This is a genomic window from Dyella acidiphila (assembly GCF_014863405.1).
GTDB lineage: Bacteria > Pseudomonadota > Gammaproteobacteria > Xanthomonadales > Rhodanobacteraceae > Dyella_B > Dyella_B acidiphila.
In genome coordinates, this window is sequence record NZ_JACZZA010000001.1 from 840,007 (window position 1) to 856,835 (window position 16,829).

17 protein-coding genes are annotated in these 16,829 nt (G+C 65.5%); all 17 read right to left on the reverse strand.

What is annotated here, in order from left to right:
• Window positions 1-9: 9 nt before the first annotated feature.
• A complete protein-coding gene (gene flhF, locus IGX34_RS03825; RefSeq protein WP_192554322.1) occupies window positions 10-1,353 on the reverse strand; it encodes a flagellar biosynthesis GTPase FlhF in 1,344 nt (447 codons plus the stop codon).
• Window positions 1,354-1,420: 67 nt separating this feature from the next.
• A complete protein-coding gene (locus IGX34_RS03830; protein ID WP_192554323.1) occupies window positions 1,421-1,567 on the reverse strand; it encodes a hypothetical protein in 147 nt (48 codons plus the stop codon).
• Between the two features lie 32 nt (window positions 1,568-1,599).
• Window positions 1,600-3,690 carry a flagellar biosynthesis protein FlhA gene (gene flhA / locus IGX34_RS03835; protein WP_192554324.1) on the reverse strand — a complete coding sequence of 697 codons (2,091 nt, stop codon included), beginning with the start codon at window positions 3,688-3,690 and terminating at the stop codon, window positions 1,600-1,602.
• Between the two features lie 271 nt (window positions 3,691-3,961).
• Window positions 3,962-5,101 (reverse strand): flagellar biosynthesis protein FlhB, encoded by a 1,140-nt coding sequence (flhB, locus tag IGX34_RS03840; RefSeq protein WP_192554325.1) that lies wholly within the window; start codon window positions 5,099-5,101, stop codon window positions 3,962-3,964.
• Between the two features lie 184 nt (window positions 5,102-5,285).
• Entirely contained in the window at window positions 5,286-6,053 is a 768-nt protein-coding gene (fliR, locus tag IGX34_RS03845) for a flagellar biosynthetic protein FliR (protein ID WP_192554326.1), read from the reverse strand.
• Window positions 6,050-6,319, reverse strand: a complete 270-nt coding sequence (fliQ, locus tag IGX34_RS03850) for a flagellar biosynthesis protein FliQ (protein ID WP_192554327.1) — start codon at window positions 6,317-6,319, stop codon at window positions 6,050-6,052. The genes fliR and fliQ overlap by 4 nt, the downstream gene beginning before the upstream one ends.
• 136 nt (window positions 6,320-6,455) lie before the next feature.
• Window positions 6,456-7,271, reverse strand: a complete 816-nt coding sequence (fliP, locus tag IGX34_RS03855) for a flagellar type III secretion system pore protein FliP (RefSeq protein ID WP_192554328.1) — start codon at window positions 7,269-7,271, stop codon at window positions 6,456-6,458.
• A gap of 149 nt (window positions 7,272-7,420) precedes the next feature.
• A complete protein-coding gene (gene fliO / locus IGX34_RS03860) occupies window positions 7,421-7,807 on the reverse strand; it encodes a flagellar biosynthetic protein FliO (RefSeq protein ID WP_192554329.1) in 387 nt (128 codons plus the stop codon).
• Window positions 7,804-8,106 (reverse strand): flagellar motor switch protein FliN, encoded by a 303-nt coding sequence (gene fliN / locus IGX34_RS03865; protein WP_225737219.1) that lies wholly within the window; start codon window positions 8,104-8,106, stop codon window positions 7,804-7,806. The genes fliO and fliN overlap by 4 nt, the downstream gene beginning before the upstream one ends.
• A 41-nt stretch (window positions 8,107-8,147) precedes the next feature.
• Window positions 8,148-9,164, reverse strand: coding sequence for a flagellar motor switch protein FliM (gene fliM, locus IGX34_RS03870; protein ID WP_192554330.1), 1,017 nt, complete (start codon window positions 9,162-9,164; stop codon window positions 8,148-8,150).
• A 7-nt stretch (window positions 9,165-9,171) separates the two neighbouring features.
• A complete protein-coding gene (locus IGX34_RS03875) occupies window positions 9,172-9,669 on the reverse strand; it encodes a flagellar basal body-associated FliL family protein (protein WP_338015403.1) in 498 nt (165 codons plus the stop codon).
• 368 nt (window positions 9,670-10,037) lie between these two features.
• Entirely contained in the window at window positions 10,038-11,324 is a 1,287-nt protein-coding gene (locus IGX34_RS03880; protein ID WP_192554331.1) for a flagellar hook-length control protein FliK, read from the reverse strand.
• 70 nt (window positions 11,325-11,394) lie between these two features.
• Window positions 11,395-11,829, reverse strand: a complete 435-nt coding sequence (gene fliJ, locus IGX34_RS03885; protein WP_192554332.1) for a flagellar export protein FliJ — start codon at window positions 11,827-11,829, stop codon at window positions 11,395-11,397.
• The gene (gene fliI / locus IGX34_RS03890; protein ID WP_192554333.1) at window positions 11,826-13,193 is read right to left on the reverse strand and encodes a flagellar protein export ATPase FliI; all 1,368 of its coding nucleotides are present in this window, start codon (window positions 13,191-13,193) and stop codon (window positions 11,826-11,828) included. The genes fliJ and fliI overlap by 4 nt, the downstream gene beginning before the upstream one ends.
• On the reverse strand, window positions 13,190-13,834 hold the full coding sequence (locus tag IGX34_RS03895) for a FliH/SctL family protein (protein ID WP_192554334.1): 645 nt from the start codon (window positions 13,832-13,834) through the stop codon (window positions 13,190-13,192). Before IGX34_RS03895 ends, fliI begins: the two co-directional genes overlap by 4 nt.
• Window positions 13,835-14,042: 208 nt before the next feature.
• Window positions 14,043-15,032, reverse strand: coding sequence for a flagellar motor switch protein FliG (gene fliG, locus IGX34_RS03900; RefSeq protein WP_225737221.1), 990 nt, complete (start codon window positions 15,030-15,032; stop codon window positions 14,043-14,045).
• Between the two features lie 10 nt (window positions 15,033-15,042).
• Window positions 15,043-16,749, reverse strand: a complete 1,707-nt coding sequence (fliF, locus tag IGX34_RS03905) for a flagellar basal-body MS-ring/collar protein FliF (RefSeq protein WP_192554336.1) — start codon at window positions 16,747-16,749, stop codon at window positions 15,043-15,045.
• Window positions 16,750-16,829 lie beyond the last annotated feature (80 nt).

Sequence of the window (16,829 nt, forward strand, 5' to 3'; positions counted from 1 at the left end):
ATGCCTCGCTCATAGACCCGCTACTGCCATGCCGAAACGATCGGCCATGTCCATGTCCTCGACACCGGGGCCGAGGCGTTTTTGTGTCTGCGCCGCGCGGCACACCAGCAGGCGCGCGTCGGCGGCGCTGATGTCTTCCGGCACGCGCTGTCCGTCGGTGGTGCAATCGAGCGCCAGGCGGTGGCGGATCAGCACCGACAGCAGGCCGCCCAAGCTGGGCGCTTCGTCCAGCTTGGTGGCGATGCACGCGCTGGGCTGCAGCGGCAGGTAGGCGCGTACCGATTCGTCCAGCGCGGAAGCTTGCGCGTTCGCCGCCAGCACCAGGCAGGTGCGCAGCTTGGCGCCGCCCTTGGCGCCGGCTTCGCGCAGTACATCCATCTGTTGCTGCAGGCGCGGATCGGTACCGGAGACGCCGGCGGTGTCGACCAGCACGGTGTGGTGATCGCGCAGCATGTTCAGCGTCTGCGTCAGGCCGTCGGCGTCGTAGGCGGGATACACGCGCACGCCGAGCAGGCGGCCATAGTGTTCGAGCTGCGCCGCGGCGCCGATGCGGTAGTGATCGGTGCTGACCAGGGCAACCTTGGCCGGACCGTGGTTCATCACCGCGCACGCAGCGAGCTTGGCAATCGTGGTGGTCTTGCCCACGCCGGTCGGACCGACCAGCGCGGTGACGCCCTGGTTGTCGGACAGGCGGCGGCCGCTGATTTTCAGGCTGCGGCTGAGCAGACCCAGCGGCAGGTAGCGCGCCTGGTCGGCGTTGAGATCGTCCGGCAGTTCGTCGATCAGCTGACGTGCCACATCGGTTTCGATGCCCAGCCGCGACATGTCGCGCAACACGCGCGCACGCATCGGGCTGCGGCGTTCCATATCGTTCCAGGCCAGGCTGGAAAGCTGCTGTTCCAGCAGCATGCGCAGGCTGCCCAATTCGTTACGCATGCGCGCGGTTTCCAGCACGCTCTGCTCGACGATCGGTTGCAGCGCGGCCACGTCGGCCTGCACCGCGGGAGCCTGCGGCGGCGGCGGGGGCGGCGGCGGGATGGCCGCACGCACTTCCTTCACCGGTTCTTTTTCTTTCGCCGGTTCTTTGGCGATCGCCTTGATGCGCTCTTTCGGCGCTTCTTTGGCAGCTTCTTTCACCGGCGGCTTGATCGCTTCGGCAGCGGGCGCGGCGGCCGGCGCATTGATGCGCACGGCTTCGCGCATCAGCGTTTCGTCGTAGTCGACGGCGGCGATGATTTCGATGCCTTCTTCCAGGCGGCGCGTGGACAGGATCACCGCATCGGCACCCTGCTCTGCGCGCACGTCGCGCATCGCCTGGCGCATATCGGGGGCCAGGAAACGTTTGATCTTCATGCGATGCTCCAGACGTCGAGGACCGGTGCCGCGTGCGGGTGTTGCTTGGTTTTCACGCTGATATCGGTCACTCGAGGCTCCAAGACTTATCTGTTTCCCAACCACTGTTCGTATTCGATGCAGCAAAAAATGCTTCCTGCACTTTTTCCTGCTCGCCCCATCCAGCAACGCTGGCTTGGGCTTCGATGAAGCAAGCACTGCGTACTTGCTTCACGGCGGGCCACCCATGGCCCGCGGACAATCGTTCTATCGCCCTATCGCCTGCACCAATCGCACGCGACGGTTATCCGGTACTTCGTTGTAAGCCAGCACATGCAGGTTCTGAGCCACGTGGCGCGTGAAGCGCGAGAGCCACGGACGCAGTTGCGGTTGCACCAACATCACGGCCGGTTCGCCGCTGGCCTCCTGCCGCCGCGCGGCCTCGGCCACGCTCTGCTGCAGGCGGTCGGCGAGCCCCGGCTCTACCGCCGCGCCAGCTGCACCACTGCTTGAGAGGGATCCGAGCAAGATCTGTTCCAACTCCGGAGCGAGCGTCAGCACCGGGATTTCGGTGCCCAAACCGGCGATTTCCTGCACGATCTGGCGGCCCAGCGCCACGCGTACGGCGGCGGTGAGGGTGCCGGGATCCTGACTCTGGCCGGCGTGCTCCGCCAAAGACTCGACGATGCTGCGCATGTTGCGTACCGGCACCCGTTCGGCGAGCAGGTTTTGCAGCACTTTCACCACCACGCCCAGCGACAGGCGCTTGGGCACCAGGTCTTCCACCAGCTTGGGCGCGGTCTGCGCGAGGCGATCCAGCAGCTGCTGTACGTCCTGGTGGCCGAGCAGCTCGTGCGCATGGTTCTGCAGGATGTGCGACAGGTGCGTGGCGATTACCGTGGCCGGATCGACCACCGTGTAGCCCAGGCCCTGCGCATGGTCGCGCTGGCTGTTCTCGATCCACACCGCTTCCAGCCCGAAGGCCGGATCGCGCGTGGCCACGCCCTGCAGGGTGCCGTGCACGCGGCCGGGATTGATGGCCAGGTGGCGCTCGGTATAGACCTCGGCCTCGCCCATCGGCACGCCCATCAGCGAGATACGGTAGGTATTGGGGCCCAGGTCCAGGTTGTCGCGGATATGCACCGGCGCCACCAGGAAACCCAGTTCCTGCGACAGCTTGCGGCGCACCGACTTGATCCGTGCCATCAACTCGCCGCCCTGGTTCTTGTCCACCAGCGGAATCAGGCGATAGCCCACTTCCAGGCCGATCGGATCGACGCTGGCGACGTCTTCCCAACCCAGTTCCAGTTTTTCTGCCGCGACCGGCGCCGGCAGCGCTTCCGCACTGGCCTTGGCCAGGCGCTGCTTGGCTTCCTCGTCGCGCTTAATCATCAGGTAGGCCGCGCCGCCGCACACCGCCGCCAGCATCAGGAAGGCGATATTGGGCATGCCGGGCACCAGGCCCATCACGAACAGCACCACGCCGGCCACCGCCAGTGCGCGCGGCTGCGCGAACACCTGGCCGATCACCTGCTTGCCCATGTCCTGCGACTTGGACACGCGCGTGACGATCACCGCGGTGGCGATCGACAGCATCAACGAGGGCACCTGCGCCACCAGGCCGTCACCAATGGTCAGCAGGGTGTAGGTACGTGCCGCCTCGGAGGCCGACAGGCCGTGCTGCAGCATGCCGACGAAGAAGCCGCCGATGATGTTGATAAACAGGATCAGGATGCCGGCGGTGGCGTCGCCGCGCACGAATTTCGAGGCGCCGTCCATCGAGCCGTAGAAATCCGCTTCCTCGCGCACTTCCTGGCGGCGCTCGCGCGCCTGTTCCTGGGTGAGCAGGCCGGCGTTGAGGTCGGCGTCGATCGACATCTGCTTGCCGGGCATCGAATCGAGGGTGAAGCGCGCGGTCACTTCCGACACGCGCGTGGCGCCCTTGGTGATCACCACGAAGTTGATGATGGTGAGGATGGCGAACACCACCAGGCCGACTGCGAAGTTGCCGCCGATCACGAATTCGCCGAAGGCCTCGATCACCTTGCCCGCCGCGCCCGCGCCGTCGTGGCCGTGCAGCAGGATCACGCGGCTGGAGGCGATGTTCAGCGCCAGGCGCAGCAAGGTGCCCAGCAGCACCACGGTGGGAAACGCGGCGAATTCCAGCGGCCGCATCACGTACACCACCGCCAGCAGGATCACCAGCGACAGCGCGATGTTGAAGCTGAAGAGAATATCCAGCACGAACGGCGGCAGCGGCAGCATCAGCATCGCCAGCATGGCGAGCATCACGATCGGTGCGCCCGCGCCGCGCCGGCCGACCTGCTTGAAACTATCTAGAACGCCTGCGGTGGCCATCAATCTCGCCTTGGTTGTTTGCGCCGTTGCTGCTTGCGTCCCGGCTGGCGGGACCTTCACTGCCGCGCGCGTGGCGATGCCCCTTCAGGGCCGTCGTTCCCGGCTTGGCGGGAGCGACGGTTTCAAGGCGAAACGGCCATGGCGCGCGGTTGGCACCTCGCGCGTCGAAAGAACGACAGTGGCCGGTGGCCGACGGAATTCCGTCTTCGCGGGAGTGACGGGAGTACCTACTGCACTGTTCATGCCAGCGCCCCGTCGCCCGCGCGCACGCTTACGAATCGCGGTAGCGACCCTGCAATTCCGGGTCGATATCCGGCTTGGGCACGCTGGGCGCGGGCCCGCCGTTCTTCACGGCCTGCTTGAGCTGGTAGACGTAGGCCAGGATCTGCGCCACCGCCACATACAAGGCCGCCGGAATTTCGTGGCCGAGCTCGGTGGTGGCGTACAGGGCGCGCGCCAGCGGCGGCGCCTCCACCAAGGGAATGCGGTGTGCATCGGCAACCAGGCGAATCTGCATGGCCAGCACGTCCACGCCCTTGGCCACCACGCGCGGCGCACGCATGCGCTGGTCGTCATAGCGCAAGGCCACGGCGAAGTGGGTGGGGTTGACCACCACCACGTCGGCCTTGGGCACTTCCTGGATCATGCGGCGACGCGCCAGCTGCTGCTGCATCTGGCGAATGCGACCCTTGAGCTGCGGATTGCCTTCGGTGTCCTTGTGCTCGTCCTTCACTTCCTGCTTGGACATGCGATGGCGGCGCTCGTAGTCGAAGCGCTGCCAGATCGCATCGATGCCGCCGATCACCGCCAGCACCACGGCAAACAACAGCGCGGCATGCGCTACCAGCGACAGCGCCTGCCCCACGCCGGCACCGATCGCCTCGCTGCCGGTGGCGATCACCGCCGCCTCGTCATGGCGCAGCAGCAATACCAGCGCCACGCCGATAAACAGCACTTTCAGCAACGACTTGGCCAGCTCGATCAGGCCGTTCATGGAAAACAGGCGGCCGAAACCGGCGATCGGATCGAGCCGCTCGAATTTGGGCGTCAAGGCTTCGGCACTGAAATTGAAGCCGCCGATGGCCACCGAAGAGCCGATCGCGGCCAGCAAGGTCGCGGCGAAAATCGGCACCAGCAGTGCCAAGACTTCGCCGGAAGCTTCGCTGAGCACACGCGTCATCAGGTGGTCGCTGAACAGCGCTTCGCGCGAATAGCCCAGGCCCATCGTGTAGATGCGCTGCAGATGCATATAGATGGTGGAGCTGCCGGACAGCAGGATGCTGGCGCCGGCCAGCACCACCATCGCGCCGGAGAGATCGCGCGAGCGGGGAATTTCGCCTTTTTCGCGGGCTTCCTGGAGGCGTTTTTCTGAGGGTTTTTCGGTGCGGTCTTCGTTTTCGGTGTCGGCCATGGCCTACCCCCTCTCTCAGATGCGCTCCCTCCCCTGCGTGCAGCAGGGGAGGGTTGGGGTGGGGTGAAGTTCTCCACCGTGCATGGGGACTTCATCCCCTCCCAACTTCCCCCTGCGCGACACGAAGTTAGTCCCCGTGGGACACGCAGGAGGAGGAGCAAAGCGGGCGGTGCCGCGGCACATATCAAAACCCCGCCAGATGCTGCATCAGGCTCCAACCCGCCGCCTGCAGCGACGAATAGGCGCCGGCGATTCCGCGCATGGCAAGCCACAGCGCGATAAAGCCCATGCAGATGCTGATCGGAAAGCCCACCGCAAACAGATTCATCGACGGCGACGCACGGCTGGTGGCGGCAAAGCCGATATTCACCAGCAGCAAGGCTGTCATCGCCGGCAGCGCCACGCGCAAGGCGCCGGCAAACAGATCGCGGCCGGCCATTGCCACGGCCCACAAGGATTTCTGATCCAGCCCGACCGCACCGGGCGGCAGGCTGTGAAAACTGTCGGCCAGCAGCGAGATCACCTGCAAATGGCCATCCATCGCCAGGAACAGCAGACTCACCAGCACCAGGTAGTACTGGCCCAGCACCGGCGAAGTGGCATTGCTGGTCGGACTGACCATTTCCGCAAAGCCCAGCCCCATGCTCTGCCCGATCAGCACGCCGCCGTAAGACATCGCCTGGAACACCAGTTGCAGCACAAAGCCGATGCTGGCGCCGATCAGGATCTGCGACACCATGGTGGCCGCGCCGGTAGCGCTGAACAGATCCAGCTGGGTCGGCGCCAGCGGCGCCAACACCATGGTCAGCACCAGCATCAGCGCCACGCGGATCCGCGCCGGCATCACCGTGGCGCTGAAAATCGGCGCCACCATGCAGAAGCCGCCCACCCGGCCAAGCGCCCACAACATGCCGGACAGCCAGTAAATCAGCGCCGACATCTCGATCGTCATTTAATCGCCCCGGGCAGGCCGACAATGATGTCGTGCGTAAATTGCACCAGCGTATGCAGCATCCACGGCCCCAGCAGCAGGCCCACGGCCGCCATCGCCAGCAGCTTGGGAATGAAGCTGAGCGTCATTTCGTGAATCTGCGTGGCCGCCTGGATGACGCCGACCAACAGGCCGACCAGCAGCGCGGTCAGCAGCAGCGGGGCGGCGACCAGCATTGCCACGTAGAGCGCGTGCTGGCCGAAGTTGATGACCCATTCGGGCGTCATGTGTAGCACCCCGCAGCGTGACAACTATTCGTTTTTGCCGTCACGTCCGCGAATGCCGAAGTCCATGTTGACGTGGCGGCAAAGTCAACATGGATCCCCGCTTTCGCGGGAATGACGTCGGCACGAATGGAGTGACTCATGTGTAGAAACTTCCCGCCAGCGTACCAACAAGCAGCGACCACCCATCCACCATCACAAACAACATGATCTTGAACGGCAGCGAGATGATCGACGGCGACACCATCGCCATGCCCATCGACATCAGCACGCTGGCCACCACCACGTCGATCACCAGGAACGGAATGAACAGCAGAAAGCCCATCTGGAACGCGGTCTTCAGTTCGCTGGTGATGAAGGCCGGCATGGCCACGCGGAACGGCACGTCGTCCTTGCTGGCGTAGGGCTGTTCTTTCGCCAGATGGGTGAACAGCTGCAGGTCCGCATCGCGCGTCTGGTCCAGCATGAAGTGCTTGAACGGCGCCGCGGCGGCGGGAATCGCCTGCTCCGCGCTGATTTGATGATCCATGTACGGCTTCACGCCATCGTCGTAGGCGCGATTCAGCACCGGCGACATCACAAACAAAGTGAGGAACAGCGCCAGCCCCAACAGCACCTGGTTGGGCGGCGTGGACTGCGTGGCCAGCGCCTGGCGCAGGAAACTCAGCACGATGATGATGCGGGTGAACGAGGTCATCATCAGCAGCACGGCCGGCAGCAAGGTCAGCACCGTCATCAGGGCGACGACTTGCAGCGACAGGCTCCAGTTCTGGCCGGCGCCGGCGTTTTGCACGGTCAACACGGGGATGCCGGCGGATGATGTGATGGGGGCAATGGGGGCGATCGGCGTGACTGCTGCCGAAGTTGTCGCCACGGTGGCAGTCGCCGCATGCGCAAAGGGCGTAAACGCCAGCAGCAGCGCAAGAACGATCAAAGTGAATAGCCTGTTGTACATGCGACTCGAATCTAGCGGTGATTTGCCCCCTCCCCTACGTGTAGTAGGGGAGGGTTGGGGTGGGGTGAAGCTGCTGGAGCTTGCGGCAAGCTCGTGCAACCCCACCCCGGCCCTCCCCTGCGCGCAGGGGAGGGAGTTATGTATCGCGCTCACGATTTACGCCCCAGCCGGCTGAGCAATTCTGCAAACGGGGGCACCACGGCAGGCGCCTGCACTTCCTCGACCGGCACGCTGCCTTCGTACACATGCAGCGCGCGCACGCCACCGGCACCTACGCCGACCAGCAGCCGCTTGCCGTCCGCTTCGATCAGCAGCACCCGTTCGCGCGCACTGATCGACAGGCTTTCCACGCAGCGCAGACGACGCCCGCCTAGCACCTGGCGGGACTGCAACCGCCGCGTCAGCCAGCCAGCGGCAAAGATCAGTGCGACGATGGCGCCCAGGCTCAGCACCACGCGCAGCAGTTCGCCGGTGACATTGATGTCGGGCATGGCCGCGGCCGGCGCATGCGCCGCGATCGAAGACAACAGGCTCATCTCAGTTTCCGCACGCGCTCGGCCGGGCTGATCACGTCGGTGAGGCGGATACCGAATTTCTCGTTGATCACCACCACTTCGCCATGGGCGACGAGGGTGCCGTTGACGAACACGTCCAGCGGTTCGCCGGCCGCACGATCCAATTCCACTACCGAGCCCTGGTTGAGCTGCAGCAGGTTGCGGATGCTGATGCGGGTGCGGCCCACTTCCATCGCCAGCGTTACCGGCACATCCAGGATCATGTCCAGGCTGACGTCGGCGGCTTCGCCGTTGCCTTCCTTCAGGGCGTCGAATTCCATACGTTGTTCGCCGACTTTGTTTGCAGTATCGAAAGGGGTATTCATGAGATTTTTTCTTGCGCGAATTCGAGGGAAGGAAGCGGTGCGCGACGGCCCGCCGCAGTCTTGTAGCGCACGGCGTAGCGGCCGTTGGTCTGGCCGTAGTGGCCGCGGAAAATCGGTACGTCTTCGGCAAACACGGTGGTGATGTCGGGCAGGCTGATCGGGATCACATCGCCCACCCGCAGACCCAGGAACTCGCCGATGTTGATCTGCGTTTCCAGCAGCAGCGAGCTCAGTTCCACTTCGGCATCCAGCACTTCGTCGTGCAGGCAGTGGATCCAGCGTTCGTCGCGCTCGCCCATGCGATCGCTCTGCACGCCGGCATCGAGCATCACGCGGATCGGCTCGACCATCGAGTACGGCAGGGTGAGATGGATTTCACCACCGCCGCCGTCCAGCTCCACATGGAAGCGCGAGACCACCACCGTTTCGGTCGGCGACACGATGTTGGCGAACTGCGGATTGATTTCCGAATTGAGGAACTCGAACTGCACCGGCATCACCGGCGCCCAGGCCTCCGTCATCGAGGCAAACACCTCGGCCAGCAGGATCTGGATCACCCGGTTTTCGGTCGGCGTGAAATCGCGGCCTTCGATGCGCGCGTGATAGCGCCCGTCGCCGCCGAAGAAATTGTCGATCACGGTGAATACCAGGCGCGGCTCCATCACCGCCAGCGCGGTGCCGCGCAGCGGCTTGACCTTGATCAGGTTGAGATTGCTCGGTACGGCCAGACCGTGCACGTATTCGCTGAACTTCACCATCTTCACGCCCAGCACCGACACTTCGCAGGTCTTGCGCAGCACGCCGAACAGGGCGGTACGCAGGAAGCGCGCAAAGCGGTCGTTGATCATTTCCAGCGTGGGCAGGCGGCCGCGCACAATGCGGTCCTGCTGGGTGAAATCGAAATCCATCACCGTGCCGGGCGGCGGCGGCAAATCGCTTTCGGTTTCGATCTTGCCGTCGTCGACGCCGTTGAGCAGCGCGTCGATTTCTTCCTGGGAAAGCAAGTCGCTCATGACCGCCTCACTGCATCACGAAGCTGGTGAAATACAGCGCGTCGACATCCGGCTTGCCGGTCTTGTCGGCCACGATCTTGCGCACCGCGTCCAGCGCCTCGGTCTGCAGCTTCTTCTTGCCGTTGAGGTCGCTGAGGCCGGTATAGGTCTGGCTGCTGAACAGCATCACCAGCGCATTGCGAATCACCGGATCGCTGTCCTTCATCGCCTGCACGGCGTTCGGGTCGTGCGTCATCACGGTCACGCCCACCTGCAGGTAGCGGGTGGAATCCTGGTCCTGGAAATTCACCACGAAGGCCGGATCCAGCGGCAGGTACAACTCCGGGGTCTTGGGCGCCTGCGCAGCCGTCGTCTCGGCCCCGGCCTTGGCCGTGCGCGATTGCAGCAGCAGGTAACCCACCACGCCCAGCAACACCAGCACCGCAAGGCCCATGGCCATCATCAAGCCCTTGCCGCCTTTCTTGGCGACAGGTGCTGCTTCCTGTTCATTCTCGATGCTAGCCACAACCTCAACTCCTGCCATAGGGGGAATGCCTGGCCCTTATCGGGCAGGCCTGATCTACAGGAGTTTTAGCAAGCGGCGTGCCATGCACGGGAAGCGCGGTGTGGTGCGGTTTCGGGGTGCCGGGGTGCTGAGCGACGGCGTTTTATTGACGCGTGACGTGCAGCTGGCGCGGGGTTGGCGTGGCAATTCTGGCGGGGTCGACAGCGCGCCTGGCGAAGGCTTCGGTTTTTGCGCGAACGTTCAAACGCAGCGTGACGTCACGGCAAGTTGACGCTTATCGGGAATGGCGACGTGTTGGGCCGCTGGCTGGCGAAGCGCCAGCTACGAATGAAAGCCGCATCAACCCGCTACGGTGCTATCCGCATCGCTCAGGCGAAAGCGTCAACCAAGCCGATCGCCACTTTCTTCAGCACTTCGCCCGTCGACGTTTCGGCGGTGCTGTTGTCGGCACTGCCGCCGCCCTGCGAACCCGACGATGACTGCTGCTGCCCGGCGAACTGCTGCTGGCCGGCATGCTGTCCCACCGAGGTATGGCCGAGCGACAGGCCCTGCCCGCCCAGCATCTGGTGCAGTTGGTCCAGGCTCTGCTGCACCGCCTGCACGGTGGCCGGATGCTGCGCCATGAAGGACACGTCGACGCGTCCGTGTTCCACATTCACCTTCACATCGAGCGGCCCCAGATCTTGCGGATTGAGGCGGATCTGCGCCTGCTTGAGGTCCTGTCCGCTCAACCAGGTGACCTGCTGGCCCAGTTCCTTGGCGAAGCCGGACGAACCGACCGGCGTGTTGACCCCCAGCGCATGTGTGCTGGTGGCGTTGGCCGCGGTGGGTGTGGCGACAGCGGTGGCGTCGATCACGCCGCGCAGGGCACTGAGATCGGGGGTGCTGTCCGACGCATTGGTTGCGATCGGCTGCGCCGCGGCGGCACCCGCCGCGACATGACTGGCCGCGGACAACGTGCTGGCCAGCGCCTGCGTGGCGTCGTCGGTAGCGGGCGTGGATGCGGTGTTGCCGCTGGCCGCGCCGACGCTGTCATCGTCGCCGGCATCGGTATCGTCATCATCCGCCTTGGCGGCGGCTTTCTGCATGGCCAGCGTGGGCGCATTGGCATTGCCGCTGCCGTTGGCCTGCAGCGCCGTTACGCCGTTGGCGGCCGTGCCGTTGTCGGTAGCTGCGGCGCTGCCCATGGCTTGCGGCACCACCGGCGGCGCCACCATGGCCACCGCGTGCTGCGCGGAAGGCGGCGGCGGCGCGGTGGTTTGCGGCGGCGCTTTGTCGCCGGGAGTCTTGCTGGCGGCGGCCTTGCCGCTGTCGCCATCGCCGGTGGCCTGGTCGATCAGGTTCAGCACCGTGCTGGCCAGTGCGCCGAGGCTGGTCGGAATAACGCTGTTGTCGCTGTCGCCGTCGTCCGGCTGACTGCTGTTGCTGCTGGATGCTTTGGCGGAGGCGCTATCTGCTGCGCTGCTGCCCTGCTGCTGCGAGGCCTGGCTGGACGAGGACTGCTGCGCATCGCCGGACTGCTGCTGGGCATTCTGCAAATGCGTGTTGAACGCCTGGTCGTTGTCCTGGCTGCTGGGCGACGGCGCAGGCGAGGCATGCCGGATGGCGGGCGCGGGACTTGCCACGGGAACGGCGGGTAAGGGACTGGCGCTCATGCCTGGACACTCATGCAAACAAAAACTCCCACTCGTGCAGCAAGAAGCACGCCAAGCACCGGCGCGCGTTTCATGGCGTGCCGATGCGACGCTTGCGATGCTGCATGCGCTCGTCCACTTCGGCCTGTTCGAGCCGCTGTTCGCGCTGCTGCTCCTGCGTGCGCAGGCGCTCCACCACGCTGTCCAGCGCGTTTTCGCGCGCATTGGCCTGCAGCCAGCGCTGACGCGCGGCTTCGAGCTGGCGCTGCAGGCGCTCGATCAAATGGCCTTGCTGGGCAATCGCCTGGTCGATGCGTTCGACGAATTGTTGACGGTTGAGCAAGGCACTCACCGTCAGGCCGCCGTCGCTGATCGCGTATTCGCGGCGGTAACGCTTGAGTTCTTCCAGCTGCTGTTCGCCCGCCGCCAGTTTCTGCTGCTGCTCGGCCAGGCGCTGCAAGGCGTCTTTCTGCCGGCGCTGCGCCTGGTCGACGGCGGGCTGCAAACGTTCCGAACGCGAACTCATGCATGGTTCTCCGCGACGAGGGCGCCCAGGCGCTCCTGCGCGTCATGCAGGGCGGTGGGCTCGTCGACTTCCTGCTGCAGGAAGCGCGCCAGCCGCGGCCACATGGTAATGGCGTGGTCCACCTGCGGATCCGCACCTTTCTGGTACGCGCCCACGGCGATCAGGTCCTTGCGCTGGCTATACGCCGAATAGAGCTGGCGGAACCGCTGCGCGGCGCGCATCTGGTCCTTGTTCACCACCGCCGGCATCACGCGGCTGATCGAGGCTTCGATATCGATGGCGGGGTAATGGCCGGCTTCGGCCAGGTCGCGCGACAGCACGATATGGCCGTCCAGGATCGCGCGCGCCGCATCGGCGATCGGATCGTGGCGGTGATCGTCGCCTTCGGTCAGCACGGTGTAGAAAGCGGTGATCGAGCCGCGCCCTTCGGCATCGTTGCCGGCACGCTCGACCAGTCCGGGCAGCATGGCGAATACCGACGGCGGATAACCCTTGGTGGCCGGCGGCTCGCCGATCGCCAGTGCGATCTCGCGCTGCGCCTGCGCATAGCGTGTCAGCGAATCCATCAGCAGCAGCACGCGCTGGCCGCGGTCGCGGAACCATTCGGCAATGGCGGTGGCGTACTGCGCGCCGCGCAGGCGCTTCAGCGGCGGCGCATCGGCCGGCGCGGCCACGATCACGGCGCGCTCGCGCCCTTCGTGGCCCAGCGTCTGTTCGACGAATTCTTTTACTTCGCGGCCGCGTTCGCCGATCAGCCCCACCACCACCACGTCGGCGTCGGTGTAGCGGGTCATCATGCCCATTAGCGTGGACTTGCCCACGCCGGAGCCGGCGAACAGGCCGATACGCTGGCCGCGGCCTACGGTAAGCAAGGCATTGATCGCGCGTACGCCGGTATCCAGCGGCGTATCGATCGGCTTGCGCGCCATCGGATTGATCGGCTCGCGCTTGAGCGCGGCGTGGCTGTCCGCACCGAGCGGGCCTTCGCCATCCAGCGGTATGCCGTCGGCGCCGACCACGCGCCCGAGCAGCGCCTCGCCCACTGGCAGACCGCCGGCGCGCGCGCACGGACGCACGCGCGCATTCGGCAGTACGCCGTGCATTTCGGTTACCGGCATCAGCAACAGGCGTTCGTCGGCGAAACCGACAACTTCGGTATCCAGTGCGGTGCCGTCGGCGGCATCCACCAGGCAGCGCGCGCCTAGCGGCGCTTCGCAGCCTTCGGCTTCCAGGGTGAGTCCGACCACGCGCCGCAGCTTGCCTTCCACCGTCAGCAGGTGCGCGCCCTGCGCACGCTGTGCGCGCCGCGCGAGCTGCTGCCGCCAGCGTTGCTGCCGCGCCTGCGTGGCCGCTTCCACCGTCACGGTGCCACCTCGTCCTCGCCATCGTCGAGGTCGTCGCCGATCACGGCATCGATCACCGCTTCCAGGCGCGTGCTGACGCGTGCGTCGAGGCGCGAGCGCTGGCTTTCCAGCACGCAGTCGCCGCGGCTCAGTGCGGGATTGGCGCCGATGCGCCAGTGCGGTTCCTCGGCGCCGAGTTCGCGCAGCAGATCCAGGTCGGCGGGATTGACCCATACACGCAATTCGCGCGTGGCCGACGGCAATGCCGCCGCCGCTTCGCGCACGGCCAGTTCGATCAATGAGGGGTCGAGCTGCAATTCACGCACGACCACGCGCCGCGCGATCGCGGTGGCAAGCAAGGCCAGCTCGCGTTCGGTGGCATCGTCCAGTTGTGTCAGCGGGCGGGCGGCGGCGGTGCAGATCGCATCGAGCCGGCCGACACGTTCGTCCAGTTCTTTTTTTGCCGCCGCGCGGCCTTCGGCGAGGCCGGCGGCATAGCCTTCCTCACGCGCCTGGCGCTCGATTTCTTCCAGTTCCAGCAGGGTCGGACCGGGCGGCTGCGCCGGTTCCTGCTCGGTGTGCGCAACCAGGCTGGCGCCGACCGAAGGCGGTTCCCAACGGTTGAAGTTGTCGATGATGTCGCGGGAGAGGATGTTGGGCATCAGTGCACTCCGCGCCTTGGCTCCCTCTCCCCCGCGGGGAGAGGGTTGGGGTGAGGGGCCGCGCTTGCCGAAGACTGTACGTTGACGTCGAGGTGCCGGTCGGGGTTTGCGCGCACTGAAGCAAGATCGCGCAAGAGTGCCCCCTCACCCCAACTCTCTCCCCGCAGGGGAGAGGGAGTAGCCACGCGGTGCACGGACACCCCCGTCATCACACAAACTCATCGCCACTGGCGGTAAGGCTGATCTGCCCCGCATCGGACAGCTTGCGCGCAATCCCCAGCACTTCCTTCTGCGCTGCATCCACTTCGCTGAGCTTGACCGGGCCTTTCACTTCCAGGTCGTCGCGCAGCATGTCGGCCGCGCGCTTGGACATATTGGCGAAAATCTTTTCGCGCACCGCCGGCTCGGCACCCTTCAGCGCCACGATCAGGCGCGCGGACGGCACTTCGCGCAGCAGGGTCTGCATGCTGCGGTCGTCGAGGTCGGCCAGGTCTTCGAACACGAACATCAGTTCTTCGATCTTGCCGCTGAGGGCGGAATCCTGGGTGCGGATCGCGCTCATCAATTCGGTTTCGCGCGAGGTTTCCATCGCGTTGAGGATGTCGGCCGCGGCCTTGAGGCCGCCGACCGTCGCCGACTTCAGCTTGGAGGAGGTGCCGGAGAACTGACGCTCCATGATCTCGTCCAGCTCGTTCAAGGCCTGCGGCTGCACGCCATCGAGATTGGCGATGCGCATTACCGCATCGCTGCGCGTACGCGCCGGCAGGTAGCCGATCACTTCGGCGGCCTGGTCCGGTTCCAGATGCGCCAGCACCAGGGCGATGATCTGCGGATGTTCCATGCCGATCATTTCGGCGATGGCGCGACTTTCCATCCACTTCAGCGATTCCAGGCCCTTGGTGGAGCGGCCCAGCAGAATGCGGTCGATCAGGCTGCCGGCCTTGGTTTCGCCCAGCGCGTTGACCAGCATCTTGCGGATGTAATCCTCGGTGCCCACGCCCAGCGCGGTCTGCCGGCCGATGTCGTCGTTGAGACGATTGAGCACGGTTTCCACCTGGTCGCGCGAGACATTGCTCAGCGTGGCCATGGCGGTGCCGACGGCCTGCACGTCGCGCGCGCTCAAGTGCTTGAGCACTTCGGCCGCGTCCTGCTCGCCCAGCGTGAGCAGCAGGATGGCCGCGCGCTGCGCGCCGCTCAGTGCGCTGTGCTCAGCCGCCATCGTCGCCCACCCAATTCATCACTACTTGTGCCACCTGCTTGGGATTTTCCTGCACCAGCTTGCGCGCCAGGCCGATCTTCTGTTCGTAGGCCATGTTCTGGATCTGCGGCGAGGTGATGCGCACTTTGTCTTCGCGCTCGTCCACGTCGTCATCGCTGATGCGCACGGACACGGTGGGAATCGGGCCGGCCAGTGCCGGCATCGGCTCGGGGCCGCCGCGCAGCAGGCCCTTGAGCATCGGCTTGAGCAGACCGAAGGCAATCAGCAGTGCGATCAGAATGCCGGCGCCCTGCTTGATCAGGTCCAGCATGCCAGGCCGCTGCCAAAACGGTTCGCTCACCGGAGCCTCTTCGGCCGGCGCCGAGGAGAACGGCAGGTTGATCACGCTGACGCTGTCGCCGCGTTGCTGACTGAAACCCACTACGTTCTTGGTGAGATCGGTCAGGTGCTGCAGTTCCTGCGCGGTCAGCGGCACGCTCTTGCCTTTGCCGTCGGGCGCCATCTTGTTGTCGACCACCACCGCCACGGTCAGGCGCGACAGCCGGCCAGCCGGATCGCTGACATGGCTGATGGTGCGGCCGAGTTCGTAATTGCGGGTGGAGCTGGAGGAACTGTCGCCCGGCGAACTCTTGCTGGCGTTCGCTGCGGTGGCGGCAGCGCCCGCCGCGCCATTGGCTGCCGGCGGCGTGCCTGCATTGGGCTTGGCCGCGGTCGGCTGTGCCACATTGTTCGGCGGCTGATTGCTGAGCGCACCGGCCACTTCACCGCCGGCGTCGTCGCGCTTCTGTTCGCTGCTGGTCTGTTCGCTGCGCAGCGCGGGATTGGCGCCGTCATAGCTTTCGCTGGCTTTTTCGGTCTGGCTGAAATCCAGGTCTACGTCGACCTGCGCACGCACGCGGCCCTGCCCCACCAGCGGCGTGAGCAGATCTTCGATGCGCTGCGCGTAGCTGTTTTCCATGCGCGTGGCCAGACGCATGCGCGTATCGCCGACGGCACCGGGGCTGTCCGGATCGGAATTGGTCAGCAAGTTGCCCTGCTGATCGACTACCGACACCTGCGTGGGATCCAGATCCGGCACGCTGGAAGAAACCAGGTGCACGATCGCCGCCACCTGGCTGCTGTCGAGCTGGCGGCCCGGATACAGCGTGAGCAGCACCGACGCGCTGGCCGGATGATTGTCGCGGATAAAGGCAGACGGCTTGGGCAACGCCAGATGCACACGCGCAGCGCGCACGAACTGCAGGCCGGCGATGGTGTTGCCCAGGTCGTTTTCCAGCATCGCCTGGTAATGGGTGTTTTCGGCCAGGTCGCTCATGCCGAAGGGCGAATCGTTCTGCGGCACGGTGGCGCCGGCGGTGCTGCCTTGCGGCAGCCCCTGGCTGGCCAGGCGCAGGCGCGCATCGGCCAGCATGTCGGCCGGCACCGAAATGGATGCGCCGTCGGCGCCCAGGCGGAACGGTGTGTTGTTGGTCTGCAGCGCCTGCGTTACCGCCGCGGCGTCTTTCGGATCCAGGCCCGCATACAACAAGGCATAGTTGGGACCGCGCGACCACAGCACGATGCCGACGCCCAGCGCGACCGCCGCCGCCACGCCTACCAGCAAGAGCAGCAGGCGCGTGGTCGGATTGCGCAACAGACTCTTGAGCGAATCCATGCGCGCCGGGTTGCTGGTGGTTGCTACGGTGTTCTCGGCCATGAGGCGGGCAACGGATCTATAAGTGGGTGGGTGTCGTCATTCCGGCGCAGGCCGGAATCCATCGTCAGTTGGAGCATGGA

What these genes read in the sequence shown, in the direction of transcription:
- flhF (WP_192554322.1), bottom strand. Translation starts at nt 1,353, where the DNA reads ATGAAGATCAAACGTTTCCTGGCCCCCGATATGCGCCAGGCGATGCGC.
- flhA (WP_192554324.1), bottom strand. Translation starts at nt 3,690, where the DNA reads ATGGCCACCGCAGGCGTTCTAGATAGTTTCAAGCAGGTCGGCCGGCGC.
- flhB (WP_192554325.1), bottom strand. Translation starts at nt 5,101, where the DNA reads ATGGCCGACACCGAAAACGAAGACCGCACCGAAAAACCCTCAGAAAAA.
- fliR (WP_192554326.1), bottom strand. Translation starts at nt 6,053, where the DNA reads ATGACGATCGAGATGTCGGCGCTGATTTACTGGCTGTCCGGCATGTTG.
- fliQ (WP_192554327.1), bottom strand. Translation starts at nt 6,319, where the DNA reads ATGACGCCCGAATGGGTCATCAACTTCGGCCAGCACGCGCTCTACGTG.
- fliP (WP_192554328.1), bottom strand. Translation starts at nt 7,271, where the DNA reads ATGTACAACAGGCTATTCACTTTGATCGTTCTTGCGCTGCTGCTGGCG.
- fliO (WP_192554329.1), bottom strand. Translation starts at nt 7,807, where the DNA reads ATGAGCCTGTTGTCTTCGATCGCGGCGCATGCGCCGGCCGCGGCCATG.
- fliN (WP_225737219.1), bottom strand. Translation starts at nt 8,106, where the DNA reads ATGGAATTCGACGCCCTGAAGGAAGGCAACGGCGAAGCCGCCGACGTC.
- fliM (WP_192554330.1), bottom strand. Translation starts at nt 9,164, where the DNA reads ATGAGCGACTTGCTTTCCCAGGAAGAAATCGACGCGCTGCTCAACGGC.
- IGX34_RS03880 (WP_192554331.1), bottom strand. Translation starts at nt 11,324, where the DNA reads ATGAGCGCCAGTCCCTTACCCGCCGTTCCCGTGGCAAGTCCCGCGCCC.
- fliJ (WP_192554332.1), bottom strand. Translation starts at nt 11,829, where the DNA reads ATGAGTTCGCGTTCGGAACGTTTGCAGCCCGCCGTCGACCAGGCGCAG.
- IGX34_RS03895 (WP_192554334.1), bottom strand. Translation starts at nt 13,834, where the DNA reads ATGCCCAACATCCTCTCCCGCGACATCATCGACAACTTCAACCGTTGG.
- fliF (WP_192554336.1), bottom strand. Translation starts at nt 16,749, where the DNA reads ATGGCCGAGAACACCGTAGCAACCACCAGCAACCCGGCGCGCATGGAT.